The sequence below is a fragment of the Methylobacterium sp. WL119 genome (genome assembly GCF_008039875.1).
Lineage (GTDB): Bacteria > Pseudomonadota > Alphaproteobacteria > Rhizobiales > Beijerinckiaceae > Methylobacterium.
On record NZ_VRUU01000131.1, the window covers coordinates 1 to 11,783 of the forward strand.

At 72.1% G+C, this 11,783-nt stretch carries 12 protein-coding genes and 1 tRNA gene; 7 read left to right on the forward strand and 6 right to left on the reverse strand.

The features are described from left to right. Positions 1-83: 83 nt before the first annotated feature. Positions 84-1,310 (forward strand): gephyrin-like molybdotransferase Glp, encoded by a 1,227-nt coding sequence (glp, locus tag FV227_RS25790; RefSeq protein ID WP_147860225.1) that lies wholly within the window; start codon positions 84-86, stop codon positions 1,308-1,310. Positions 1,311-1,325: 15 nt separating this feature from the next. Next, a complete protein-coding gene (locus FV227_RS25800; protein WP_147728474.1) occupies positions 1,326-1,706 on the forward strand; it encodes a VOC family protein in 381 nt (126 codons plus the stop codon). A gap of 7 nt (positions 1,707-1,713) precedes the next feature. Here FV227_RS25800 and FV227_RS25805 read toward each other — a convergent pair whose 3' ends face one another. Continuing rightward, the gene (locus FV227_RS25805; RefSeq protein ID WP_147728475.1) at positions 1,714-1,932 is read right to left on the reverse strand and encodes a DUF2093 domain-containing protein; all 219 of its coding nucleotides are present in this window, start codon (positions 1,930-1,932) and stop codon (positions 1,714-1,716) included. A gap of 137 nt (positions 1,933-2,069) precedes the next feature. Between FV227_RS25805 and cdd the strand changes: the two genes are divergently transcribed. The 4 genes from cdd to deoA are packed head-to-tail and all read left to right on the forward strand — an operon-like array spanning position 2,070 to position 5,370. Beyond that, positions 2,070-2,486: a cytidine deaminase gene (cdd, locus tag FV227_RS25810; RefSeq protein ID WP_147728476.1), complete on the forward strand. Its 417-nt coding sequence runs from the start codon at positions 2,070-2,072 to the stop codon at positions 2,484-2,486. After that, positions 2,479-3,288: a purine-nucleoside phosphorylase gene (locus tag FV227_RS25815; protein WP_147728477.1), complete on the forward strand. Its 810-nt coding sequence runs from the start codon at positions 2,479-2,481 to the stop codon at positions 3,286-3,288. The genes cdd and FV227_RS25815 overlap by 8 nt, the downstream gene beginning before the upstream one ends. A 28-nt stretch (positions 3,289-3,316) precedes the next feature. After that, a complete protein-coding gene (deoC, locus tag FV227_RS25820) occupies positions 3,317-4,063 on the forward strand; it encodes a deoxyribose-phosphate aldolase (protein WP_147728478.1) in 747 nt (248 codons plus the stop codon). Further along, positions 4,060-5,370, forward strand: coding sequence for a thymidine phosphorylase (gene deoA / locus FV227_RS25825; protein ID WP_147728479.1), 1,311 nt, complete (start codon positions 4,060-4,062; stop codon positions 5,368-5,370). Before deoC ends, deoA begins: the two co-directional genes overlap by 4 nt. A gap of 37 nt (positions 5,371-5,407) precedes the next feature. Here the strand turns inward: deoA and FV227_RS25830 are convergent, their stop codons facing one another. The 4 genes from FV227_RS25830 to dnaK form a co-directional block, all read right to left on the reverse strand. Beyond that, positions 5,408-5,734 carry a hypothetical protein gene (locus FV227_RS25830; protein WP_147860226.1) on the reverse strand — a complete coding sequence of 109 codons (327 nt, stop codon included), beginning with the start codon at positions 5,732-5,734 and terminating at the stop codon, positions 5,408-5,410. A gap of 121 nt (positions 5,735-5,855) precedes the next feature. Further along, positions 5,856-6,485: an rRNA adenine N-6-methyltransferase family protein gene (locus FV227_RS25835; RefSeq protein WP_147728271.1), complete on the reverse strand. Its 630-nt coding sequence runs from the start codon at positions 6,483-6,485 to the stop codon at positions 5,856-5,858. 203 nt (positions 6,486-6,688) lie between these two features. Next, positions 6,689-7,849, reverse strand: a complete 1,161-nt coding sequence (dnaJ, locus tag FV227_RS25840) for a molecular chaperone DnaJ (protein ID WP_147728272.1) — start codon at positions 7,847-7,849, stop codon at positions 6,689-6,691. Between the two features lie 212 nt (positions 7,850-8,061). Next, positions 8,062-9,978 carry a molecular chaperone DnaK gene (gene dnaK / locus FV227_RS25845; protein WP_147728273.1) on the reverse strand — a complete coding sequence of 639 codons (1,917 nt, stop codon included), beginning with the start codon at positions 9,976-9,978 and terminating at the stop codon, positions 8,062-8,064. 475 nt (positions 9,979-10,453) lie between these two features. Between dnaK and FV227_RS25850 the strand changes: the two genes are divergently transcribed. Next, positions 10,454-11,440, forward strand: coding sequence for a hypothetical protein (locus tag FV227_RS25850; RefSeq protein WP_147728274.1), 987 nt, complete (start codon positions 10,454-10,456; stop codon positions 11,438-11,440). A 218-nt stretch (positions 11,441-11,658) separates the two neighbouring features. On the opposite strand, the gene FV227_RS25855 is transcribed toward FV227_RS25850, so the two are convergent. Further along, positions 11,659-11,735: transfer RNA gene (locus FV227_RS25855), tRNA-Met, on the reverse strand. Positions 11,736-11,783 lie beyond the last annotated feature (48 nt).

The following is an 11,783-nucleotide window of genomic DNA, read 5'->3' on the forward strand; positions in this document are numbered from 1 at the left end:
ACCTTCGGTGCCGCGAGGCCCACCCTCCCCCGCGGAGGGGGGAGGGAGAGAACCGGAGCGCGTCCGGGACCGGGGGCGCTCGCGTGAGCGGCCTGATCCCCGTCGCCGAAGCGCTCGCGCGCATCCTCGCGAGCGTGCCCGGGCCGGTCGCGGCCGAAGAGGTCGCGATCGCGGAGGCCGCCGGGCGCACGCTGGCGGCCGCGGTCGTCGCCACCCGCACGCAACCGCCTTTCCCGGCTTCCGCCATGGATGGCTACGCCGTGCGCGCCGCCGACGCGACGGCCGGGGCCGCGTTGCGCCTCGTCGGCACCAGCGCCGCCGGCCACGGCTTCTCGGGCACGATCGGCCCCGGCGAGACCGTGCGGATCTTCACCGGCGCGCCCGTCCCCGAGGGCGCCGACGGGATCCTGATCCAGGAGAATGCCGAGGCCGACGGCGAGACGATCCGCGCCCTCGAAGCGGTGACCGCCCAAAAATTCGTCCGCCGGGCCGGCCTCGACTTCTCCGAGGGCGACGGGCTGCTGGCGGCCGGTGACACCCTCGATGCGCGCCGCTTGGCGCTGGTCGCCGCCGCCGGCCGCGGACGGGTCTCGGTACGCCGCAAGCCCCGCGTCGCGATCCTCGCCACCGGCGACGAGCTGGTGCAGCCGGGCGAGGTCCCGGCCTGGGACCAGATCGTCGCCTCGAACGCCCTGGCGCTCGCCGCCTTGGTGAACGGCGCCGGCGGCGCGGCGATCGACCTCGGCATCGCCGGCGACACGCTTCCGGCATTGGAGGCGGCCTTCGCGCGGGCACGCGCGGCCGAGGCCGACCTTCTCGTGACGCTGGGCGGCGCCTCGGTCGGCGACCACGACCTCGTCCAGACCGCGCTCGCGGCGGAGGGGCTCGAGCTCGGGTTCTGGCGCGTGGCGCTCCGCCCCGGCAAGCCGCTGATGCACGGGCATCTCGGGAACATGCTGGTGATCGGGCTGCCGGGAAACCCGGTCTCGTCGATCGTGTGCGGGCTGCTCTTCGTCGTGCCGGCCGTGCGCGCGCTGCTCGGCGATCCGCGTGCCGGCGCCGACCGCAGCGAGCCGGCCACCCTCGGCCGCGACCTCGACGCCAACGACGGGCGCCAGGACTACATGCGCGCCGTGCTCGACACCGCACCGGACCGGCTGCCGGTGGCGCATCCGGAATCGCGCCAGGATTCGTCGATGCTGGCGGTGCTCGGCCGGGCCGAGGCGCTGCTGATCCGCGCGCCGCACGCGCCGGCCGCGCGGGCGGGCGACCCGTGCCGGATCATCCGGCTCGACCGGACCCTCCTCTGAGCCCGCGAGGACCCGATGGACTTCCACATCGACCACGTCCACCTGCGCAGCCCCGACGCGGCGGCCGCGGCCGCCTTCTACGTCGACAAGCTCGCCGCGCGGGAGGTCCGCCGCGAGGGCACGCCGACGAGCCGGATCGTGCTCGACCTCGGCGGCCTCACGGTCTTCATCGAGCAGGCGCCGGCCGACCTGCCGCCGCCGGCGCGGGCGCCGCATCTCGGCATCGAGCATATCGGGCTCGGCGTCGCTGACATCGACGCGACGCTCGCCGACCTGCGGGCGCGCGGCGTCACGGTGCTTGTCGAGACCAAGGCGATGCGGCCGGGGCTGCGGATCGCCTTCATCGACGGGCCGGACGGCGTGCGCATCGAGCTGCTGGAACGCCGCGACGCCTGATCGCGGCTTACGGCCGGCCGGTCTGCCGCAGCCGCTCCATCACCGCCTCGGGCGTGGCGTAGGCTTCCTGGCGCACGGCGCTCCAATAGCGCAGGTCGTCGAGCAGGATCGGCACGCCGGTGGTGGCGCAGCGCACGAAGGCGCCGGGCTTGACCACCCGCATCGTGCCGTCGCCATAGGCGACGACCGCCTCGCCCCCCGCTCCGCGCTCGTAACGGCCCAGCATCGTCGTCCCCGGATGATGACAATCGTTCCCAGCGTTCTAGAACGCGCGCTCGGCGAGCGAAAGCCGGCGGCGCGCACGCCCCTGCCGCCTCGCCCGCCCTCTCGACAGCCCGGCACGGCCGGTGCCAATGATCGCGGATGCCGGGCTCCTCCCCTCTCGACCTCGCCGCCCTGTTCGACGCCGCCGCCGCGGCCCGCGCCCGGGCGCACGCGCCGTACTCGCGCTTCGCGGTCGGCGCGGCGCTCCGCGACGAGCACGGCGCGATCCATGCCGGCTGCAACGTCGAGAACGCGGCCTACCCGGTCGGCACCTGCGCCGAGGCCGGGGCGATCGCCGCGATGATCCTGGCCGGCGGCCGGCGCATCCGCGAGATCCTGGTGCTCGGCGACGGCAGCGGCCTCGTCACGCCCTGCGGCGCCTGCCGCCAGCGCATCCGCGAGTTCGCCGCCCCCGAGACGCCGATCCACGCCGCAGGGCCCGGCGGGGTCGCGGAGAGCTTCACCCTCGCGGCGCTGCTGCCGGCCTCCTTCGGACCGGAGACGCTCGGTGGCTGATGCGGTCGAGACCCTGCGCGCGGCGGGCTTTGCCGGGCCCTACGCTTGCGCCATCGTCGCCGGCACCGGGCTCGGCGGGCTCGCGGACGCGCTCGCGGACGCGGTATCGCTGCCCTATGCCGACATCCCCGGCTTTCCGGGCGCCGGCGTCAGCGGCCATCGCGGGCGGCTGCATCGCGGCGTGATCGCCGGGCGCCCGGTGCTGGTGCTCGAGGGCCGGGCCCACGCCTACGAGCACGGCGACGCGGCCGCGATGCGCATCCCGATCGCCGCGGCGATGGCGCTCGGCGCCGCCTGCCTGCTGCTCACCAACGCCTCCGGCTCGCTGATGCCGGAGGCCGGTCCCGGCAGCCTCGTGCGGCTGTCCGACCACCTCAACCTGTCGGGGATGAACCCGCTGATCGGCGAGCCGAGCGACGCCCGCTTCGTGCCGATGGTGCGGGCCTACGACCCCGCCCTCAATGCCCGGCTCGACGCCGCGGCGGCGGCCTGCGGCATCCCCCTTCCCGCGGGCGTCTACGCCTGGTTCTCCGGGCCGTCCTTCGAGACCCCGGCCGAGGTGCGGATGGCCGGCCGGCTCGGCGCCGACCTCGTCGGCATGTCGACGGTGCCGGAGGTGATCCTCGCCCGCTTCCTCGGCCTGCCCGTCGCCGCCGTGTCGGTGGTGACGAACCGCGCCGCCGGCATCGGCGACGGCGACCCGCACCATGCCGAGACCAAGCAGGCCGCGACCGCCGCCGCCGCCGACCTGATCCGCCTGATCCGAAGCTTCGTCGCCGCCCTGCCCGCTGGCGATCCATGAGCCTCGGCCCCTTCGAGAGTCCGCCCGCATGACCGATCCGACCTTCGACCCGGCCCTGGTCGCGCGCCGCGCCCTCGCGCTCCTCGACCTGACGGATCTCGGCGACACCTGCACGGCCACGCAGATCGACGGGCTCTGCCGGGATGCCCGCGCGGGCGGCGTCGCCGCCATCTGCGTCTGGCCGCAATTCGTGCATCAGGCGGCGCGCTTGCTGGCTGGCGGCCCGGTGCGGATCGCCACGGTGATCAACTTTCCCGCGGGCGGCGAGGACGTGGACCGCGCGGTCGACGATACGGCGGAGGCGTTGCGGGACGGCGCGCACGAGATCGACCTTGTCCTGCCCTACGGGGCGCTGCTGCGCGGCGATGCGGAGACCGCCCGCCTGATGGTCGAGGCGGTGCGCGAGGCCTGCCCGAAATCCGGCCTGAAGGTGATCCTCGAGACCGGGGAACTGCGCACCGCGGACGCGATCGCCGCGGCGAGCCGGCTGTCGCTCGCGGCCGGCGCCGACTTCATCAAGACCTCGACCGGCAAGAGCCCGGTCTCGGCGACGCCCGAGGCGGCCGAGACCATGCTGCGCGCGATCCGCGAGGCCGGGCGCGGCGGCCTCAAGGTTTCGGGCGGCCTGAGGACGCTCGCCGACGCCGCCGCCTACCTCGCGCTCGCCGACAAGATCATGGGGCCGGATTGGGCGAGCCCCGCCACGGTCCGGCTCGGCGCCAGCAGCCTGTTCGGCGTGCTGATGGCCGCCGCGACCCCGGAGGGGACGTCATGAGGCTTCCGCAGGAGACCATCCGGGACAAGCGCGACGGGAAGGCGCTCGACGCCGACGAGATCGCCGGCTTCGTCGCCGGCCTGACCGACGGGCGCGTCGGCGAGGGCCAGGCGGCGGCCTTCGCCATGGCGGTGTTCCTGCGCGGGATGTCGGTGGCCGAACGGGTGGCGCTGACGCAGGCGATGACGCGGTCCGGCCACGTGCTCGCCTGGGACCTCCCCGGCCCCGTCCTCGACAAGCACTCCACCGGCGGGATCGGCGACGCGGTCAGCCTCGTGCTCGCGCCGATGGTCGCGGCCTGCGGCGGCTACGTGCCGATGATCTCGGGCCGCGGCCTCGGCCATACCGGCGGCACCCTCGACAAGCTCGCCAGCATTCCCGGCTACGACGCGACGCCCGATCTCGCCCGGTTCCGCCGGGTCGTCTCGGAGGTCGGCTGCGCCATCATCGGCCAGACCGCGGACCTCGCGCCGGCCGACCGGAAGCTCTACGCGATCCGCGACGTGACCGGCACGGTGGAATCGCTCGATCTCATCACCGCCTCGATCCTCGCCAAGAAGCTCGCGGCCGGGCTCGACGGCCTCGTGATGGACGTGAAGGTCGGCTCCGGCGCCTTCATGGCCGGGATGGGAGAGGCGCGGGCGCTCGCCGACAGCATCGTCGCGGTGGCGAACGGCGCCGGCCTGCGCACCGTCGCGCTGATCACCGATATGGACGCGCCGCTGGCGCATGCCGCTGGCAACGGGCTGGAGATCGCCTACGCGGTCGACTACCTCACCGGGCACCGCGAGCCGCGCTTCCACGCGGTGACGCTGGCGCTGGCGGCCGAGATGCTGGTGGCCGGCGGGCTCGCACCCGACACGCGCGACGCCGCGGTGCGGCTGGAGGCGAGCCTGTCCTCGGGGCGGGCGGCAGAGCGCTTCTCGCGCATGGTCTCGGCGCTCGGCGGCCCGGCCGACCTGATCGAGAAGCCGGCAAAGCACCTTCCGGCCGCGCCGGTGATCCGCGAGGTGCGCGCGGTCGGCACGGTGGAACGGGTCGCGACCCGCGCGATCGGGCTCGCGGTGATCGGCCTCGGCGGCGGCCGGACCCGGCCGGAGGACGGGATCGACGGGCGCGTGGGATTCACGCAGCTCGCCCGGCCGGGCGATGCGAGCGGACGGCTCGGGATCGTGCACGCGGCCGACGCGGCGGCGGCGGATCGGGCCGAGGCCGCGTTGCGGGCGGCCTACAGCTTCCGGGCGACGCCAGCCGAGGGGCCGCCCGAGGGACCGGTTGTGCTCGAGCGGATCGCCCCGACGACATGAAAGGGGCCGGTGGTTCTCACCACCGGCCCGGTCTCGCCTACCAGCCGCCGCGGCCGTATCCGTAGCCGCGGCCGTAGCCGTAGCCGTATCCGCGATGATGGTGATGATGGCCGAAGCGCGGGCCGCCCCAGCCGAAGTGGCGGGGGCGCGGCGGGCCGTAGCCGAAGTGGCGCGGGCCGTGGCCGAAATGACGGGGGCCGTGACCGTAGCCGTAGCCATACTGCGCTTGGACCACGTCGGCGGGGGCCCCGGCAAGCGGAGCGGGTGCGAACGGTGCGGCCTGGGCCGGCGCCGCGACGGCGAGGCCGCCGGCGAGCGCAAGGGCCGCGAGGGCGAGGCGGGTTCGGGTCGGCGTCGTGGACATCGGCGGTTCTCCTTCTCGGGCGACCGGCTGCTCGCGCACCGGCCTTGAGAGGAGAAGTAGCAACCAGCACCTGCATGCGACCTGAGGCCTACGCTCAGCTCGCATTGGGGCACCCCGCCGATCAGGGCCGGCGGTAGACCCAGACCCGGGCCGGCGGCAGGTTGAGCCAGACCCGGTTCGAGCCGCTGGCGGTGTAGCTGCCCAGCGCGCAGCGCGCCGGGATCGGCGGCACGACGGCGTAGGTGAACTGCACGAACGGCGCGCCGGGATGCATCAGGTCGTGGGCGGTGTTGAGCAGGTCGAGGCGCTGCTCGAGCGGCTTGGTGAACAGCGGCAGGCTCGAGACCGTCGCGGCCGCCGGCCCGGTCAGCACCGCGCCGACGCTGCCGCGAATGTCGTAGGCATCGCCGCGCACAACGGTGACGCCGGGGAACCGGCGCTTCAGCAGGGTGCAGAAATCGGGGTTGAACTCGATGAGCACCAGCCGCTCGGGCGCGACGCCCCGGCGGATCAGCGCCTCGGTGACGGGGCCGGTGCCGGGTCCGATCTCGATCACCTGACCGGAGACGGCCGGATCGACGTAGGCCGCCATGGTCCGGGCCAGCATCTTGCCGGACGGGGTGACCGAGCCGGTGACGAGGGGGCGCTCGAGCCAGGACTTGAGGAACCGCGCCTCGTCCTCCAGCGGATCGCGCCGCACCTTCGCGTTCACGGACGAGGCTTTCGCACTGGAACGACGTAGCGGCGGCAAGTCCGATGTTCCTTCAGGTCCGATCGCGACGTCGCGATCCCGGCGGTCAGCGCAGCGGTCGGCACATGTCTTACAGGCAAGGTTGCGCTCGTGCCTAGCGCATTGCGATCACACCAGCCTCGGCGATCGAAGCGACCTCGGCCGAAGGCTCAACCGGGGCCGGCCGGTTTTGATCCGCCCGGCCCCGCATCTTGCGTTTCCCGCTACTGGCGGGCGGTGCCGCCGAAGCCGCCGAGGAAATCGCGCACCTTCGAGAAGAAGCCGGCGGCCTCCGGATGATTGTCGTCGGAGGCGGTCTGGCCGAACTCCTGGAGCAGCTCGCGCTGGCGCTTGGTCAGGTTCTGCGGCGTCTCGACGAAGACCTGGATGTAGAGGTCGCCGACCTCGCGGGTGCGCAGGACCGGCATGCCCTTGCCCTTGATGCGGAACTGCTTGGCGGTCTGGGTCCCGGCCGGGATCCGCACCTGGGTCTGCGAGCCGTCGATCACCGGCACGGTGATCTCGCCGGCCAGCGCCGCCGTCACCATCGAGATCGGGACCCGGCAGAACAGGTCGGCACCGTCGCGCTGGAAGAAGGCGTGCTGCTTGATCGAGAGGAACACGTAGAGGTCGCCGGCCGGCCCGCCGCGCAGGCCGCTCTCGCCCTCGCCGGCGAGCCGGATGCGCAGGCCGTCGTCGACGCCCGCCGGCACGTTGATCGCCAGCGTGCGCTCGCGGTTGACCCGGCCGGCGCCGGCGCAGGCCGTGCAGGGGTCGTCGACGATCTCGCCGCGACCGTGGCAGTTCGGGCAGGTGCGCTCGATCGCGAAGAACCCCTGCGCCGCCCGCACTCGGCCGTAGCCGGCGCAGGTCTGGCAGGTGCGCGGCTTGGAGCCGGGCTTCGCCCCCGATCCGGCGCAGGTCTCGCAGGTGATCGAGGTCGGGATCTTGATGGTCTCGGCCTTCCCCGTGAAGGCCTCCTCGAGCGAGATCTCCAGGCTGAAGCGCAGGTCGGCCCCGCGCTCGCGGCCCGGTGCGCCGCCGCGCCCGCGGGTCTGCTGCTGGCCGCCGCGGCCGTCGCCGAAGAAGTTGTCGAAGATGTCCGACATGAAGTCGCCGAACTCGTTGCCGAATCCGGGCCCGCCCTGGCCGCCGCCCTGCGTGAAGGCGTCGTGGCCGAAGCGGTCGTAGGCGGCGCGCTTCTGCCCGTCGGACAGGCACTGATACGCCTCGTTGATCTCCTTGAACTTGATCTCGGCGTCCTTGTTGCCGGGATTCTTGTCCGGGTGGTAGGTCATGGCGAGCTTGCGGAAGGCGACCTTCATCTCGCCGTCCGACGCGGTCTTGGCGACGCCCAGGATCTCGTAATAGTCCCGCTTCGACATGCCTTGCCTCGATAGTCCCTAACAATCCGTCCGCCTGCCCCAGGCAGTCGGCGATGTCGCTGTTCCGCGTCTTGAAGGGTCGTGTCGCGCCCGGGCGGCCGCCCGCTCCGCGCGGGCGCCGGAGCGGCCCCCGGAATGACGGCCCGAAGCCGAACCCGCAAGCGAAAACGGGACCGGATCGCTCCGGCCCCGCTTCAGGCTGCGCGCGGAGCTTACGCCCGCTTCTTCTGGTCCTTCTCGTCGACCTCCGAGAAGTCGGCGTCGATGACGTCGTCCTTCTTGGCTTCCTGGCCGGCGGCGGCGTCCGGACCGCCCTCGGGGGTCTGGCTCGCAGCGTACATCGCCTCGCCGAGCTTCATCGAGGCCTGCATCAGGTCGGTGGTGCGGGCCTTGATCGTCTCGACGTCCTCGCCCTCGAGCGCGGTCTTGAGCGCGGTCATCGCCGTCTCGATGCCGCCCTTGTCGGCCTCCGAGACCTTGTCGCCGTACTCCTTGACCGACTTCTCGGTCGCGTGGATCAGGCTTTCGCCCTGGTTCTTCACCTCGACGAGCTCACGGCGGCGCTTGTCGGCCTCCGCGTTCGCTTCGGCGTCCTTGACCATCTTCTCGATGTCCGCATCCGAGAGGCCGCCCGAGGCCTGGATGCGGATCTGGTGCTCCTTGTTCGTCGCCTTGTCCTTGGCCGTCACGTTGACGATGCCGTTGGCGTCGATGTCGAAGGTCACCTCGATCTGCGGCATGCCGCGCGGGGCCGGCGGAATGCCCATCAGGTCGAACTGGCCGAGCAGCTTGTTGTCGGCCGCCATCTCGCGCTCGCCCTGGAAGACCCGGATGGTGACCGCGTTCTGGTTGTCCTCGGCCGTCGAGAAGGTCTGGCTCTTCTTGGTCGGGATCGTGGTGTTGCGATCGATGAGCCGGGTGAACACGCCGCCCAGCGTCTCGATGCCGAGCGAGAGCGGGGTCACGTCGAGCAGCAGCACGTCCTTGACGTCGCCCTGGAGCACGCCGGCCTGGACCGCGGCGCCGATGGCCACGACCTCGTCCGGGTTGACGCCCTTGTGCGGCTCCTTGCCGAAGAACGACTTCACAACCTCTTGGATCTTCGGCATGCGGATCATGCCGCCGACGAGCACGACCTCGTCGATCTCGGAGGCCGAGACGCCGGCATCCTTGAGTGCCTTGCGGCACGGCTCGATCGTGCGCTGGACCAGATCGTCGACCAGCGACTCGAACTTGGCGCGGCTGAGCTTGAGCGCGAGATGCTTCGGACCGGTGGCGTCGGCGGTGATGTAGGGCAGGTTGATCTCGGTCTGGGTCGCCGAGGACAGCTCGATCTTGGCCTTCTCGGCGGCCTCCTTGAGGCGCTGGAGGGCGAGCTTGTCCTTGGTCAGGTCGATGCCCTGCTCCTTCTTGAACTCGGCGGTCAGGTACTCGACCACGCGGTTGTCGAAGTCCTCGCCGCCGAGGAAGGTGTCGCCATTGGTCGACTTCACCTCGAACACGCCGTCGCCGATCTCGAGGATCGACACGTCGAAGGTGCCGCCGCCGAGGTCGTAGACCGCGATGGTGCCGGCCTTCTTCTTGTCGAGGCCGTAGGCGAGCGCAGCCGCCGTCGGCTCGTTGATGATGCGCAGCACCTCGAGGCCGGCGATCCGCCCGGCGTCCTTGGTCGCCTGGCGCTGGGCGTCGTTGAAGTAGGCCGGCACCGTGATGACGGCCTGCGTCACCGGCTGGCCGAGATGCGACTCGGCGGTCTCCTTCATTTTCTGAAGGGTGAAGGCCGAGATCTGGGACGGCGAGTACTTTTTGCCGTCGGCCTCGACCCAGGCGTCGCCGTTGTCGCCGCGGACGATCTTGTAAGGCACGAGGCCCTTGTCCTTCTGCGTCATCGGATCGTCGTAGGTGCGGCCGACGAGGCGCTTGATGGCGAAGAAGGTGCGCTCGGGATTGGTGACGGCCTGGCGCTTGGCCGGCTGGCCGACGAGGCGCTCGCCGTCGTCGGTGAAGGCGACGATGGACGGCGTGGTGCGGGCGCCTTCCGCGTTCTCGATGACCTTGGGCTGCGAGCCCTCCATCACGGCGACGCACGAATTGGTGGTGCCGAGGTCGATGCCGATGACTTTACCCATGGTGGGATCCCTTTTGTTGGTTGCGATCAAGCAGACCGCCGAGCCCCGAAGCAGCTCGGCCCATGGCGGTGTGGTGTGAGAAGATGTGGAGACGGAACCGGGGCCGGAACAAGGGCCGCGAACGGCTCCAATCCCATGCTTAATCCCGCGTCTCGCCGGATATAAGAAGGGCGATGCGAGCTCGCAAGGCGAAGCCGGGCCCCGAGATGCGCGATCCGTGCAAGTCCTTGCGCCGGCTCGGCGAATGCCGCCGGACGGTCGGTTTCTCCGCTGGCTCGCCCCTGCATTGCATCCCGGTGACCCAAATTCGACCTGTGGGCCCGCAAAGCGCACGTCGTGCCGGCCTGCATTTTGTTGCGCCTCGGCCACGCCCGCGCCATCGAAGGCGTGTTAACGCTTCGTAAAGAGCGTCCGGCAGGGTGCGAGGCCGGCATCGCGCGGGCCACCTGCCGCCGTCCCCGGCCCGAAAGACCCGATGCGTCCGACCCGCAGACCCGTCCTCCCGTTGCTCGCGGCCCCCTGCCTCGCCCTCGCGGCCCTGATGCCCGGCGAAGCCTCGGCCCAGAACTTCTTCGAGGAGCTGTTCGGGATCGGCCGCGCAGCCAAGCCTCCGGTTCCGCCCCGCGGCGTCCCGACCGCCCCGCCGTCGGGACCCATCCCCGGCACGCCGCTTCCCGACGATCCGTCGGCACCGTTGCCCGACGCGCCGCGCCCTGCGGTGCCCGCCCGGCCGGTGGTGCTGAAGGCGCCCTCGGAAGACGGCGTCGTCGGGCAGGAGCTGATGCTCAACGGCCTGACCGGAAGCCTCAAGCTCGAGCGCTCGGGATCCGGGATGGCGGCCAGGATCACGCTGCCCGGCACCAAGGTCTCGCAGCCGACCGAATCCTGCAAGGTGCCGCTCGGCGGCGGCGGGCCCGTGTCGCTGACCTCCGAGGGCAAGCCCGAGGGCGTGCCGCGCTACGAGGCGGCCGCCGCCGAATGCCCGCTGCGCTTCGACGTGACGGAAGGAGGCGTGCTGGTATCGAGCCTCGGCCCGACCCCGCTATGCACGTTCTCGGCGCAGGATTGCGCCACCGCCCCGGTCGGCCTGTGGGGGCCGGCCGCCGCCGGCCTGATCCCGCGCTCGGCCGAGTTCGACTCGGCCCGCGGGGTCGCCGACAAGGCGGTGCGTGAGAACTACAAGCTGATGACGCAGCGCGCCCGGCGCGAGGACGTTCGGCCGATCGTCACGGAGCAGGCCGCCTTCTCCTCGGACCGCGAGCAGCTCTGCCGGACCTACGCAAGGGAGGGCGCCCACGGCTTCTGCCATCTCCGGGTGACCGAGAACCGCGCCCTCGCGCTGGCCACCCGCCTCGGCGTCACCACGACGGCCACGCCCGCAGCGACGCCCCGTCCCCGTCGCAAGCCGCCGGTGGAAGGCATAAATCCCGACAGCGGAACGCCGGCTCCGCAGGCCGAGTAGACGCGCGACGTCCCTGTGCCGTCATCTTGCCGTGCCCCCTCCCCTGCGGGGGACGCGCAACGGCGGTCGTCAGGTGGAATGTCGGACGCAGGGCTTTGGCAGAGCCGCAGGCGACCGTTATCGCCTCGGCGTCGACTGCTGTCCCTAAACGCAAACAGCCGGCCTACGTGGTGCGCGGGCCGGCTGTTTGCGGTTTTGTGAGGTGTATGTGGTGTGTTTGGTTGCGGGGACAGGATTTGAACCTGTGACCTTCAGGTTATGAGCCTGACGAGCTACCGGGCTGCTCCACCCCGCGCCAGGGTGCGTGCTGGTCCTCATGTGTGGACCGGCACGTTCGGCGATC

What these genes read in the sequence shown, in the direction of transcription:
- deoA (WP_147728479.1), top strand. Translation starts at nt 4,060, where the DNA reads ATGAGGCTTCCGCAGGAGACCATCCGGGACAAGCGCGACGGGAAGGCG.
- FV227_RS25805 (WP_147728475.1), bottom strand. Translation starts at nt 1,932, where the DNA reads ATGCTGGGCCGTTACGAGCGCGGAGCGGGGGGCGAGGCGGTCGTCGCC.
- dnaK (WP_147728273.1), bottom strand. Translation starts at nt 9,978, where the DNA reads ATGGGTAAAGTCATCGGCATCGACCTCGGCACCACCAATTCGTGCGTC.
- deoC (WP_147728478.1), top strand. Translation starts at nt 3,317, where the DNA reads ATGACCGATCCGACCTTCGACCCGGCCCTGGTCGCGCGCCGCGCCCTC.
- FV227_RS25850 (WP_147728274.1), top strand. Translation starts at nt 10,454, where the DNA reads ATGCGTCCGACCCGCAGACCCGTCCTCCCGTTGCTCGCGGCCCCCTGC.
- dnaJ (WP_147728272.1), bottom strand. Translation starts at nt 7,849, where the DNA reads ATGTCGAAGCGGGACTATTACGAGATCCTGGGCGTCGCCAAGACCGCG.
- cdd (WP_147728476.1), top strand. Translation starts at nt 2,070, where the DNA reads ATGCCGGGCTCCTCCCCTCTCGACCTCGCCGCCCTGTTCGACGCCGCC.
- FV227_RS25830 (WP_147860226.1), bottom strand. Translation starts at nt 5,734, where the DNA reads ATGTCCACGACGCCGACCCGAACCCGCCTCGCCCTCGCGGCCCTTGCG.
- FV227_RS25800 (WP_147728474.1), top strand. Translation starts at nt 1,326, where the DNA reads ATGGACTTCCACATCGACCACGTCCACCTGCGCAGCCCCGACGCGGCG.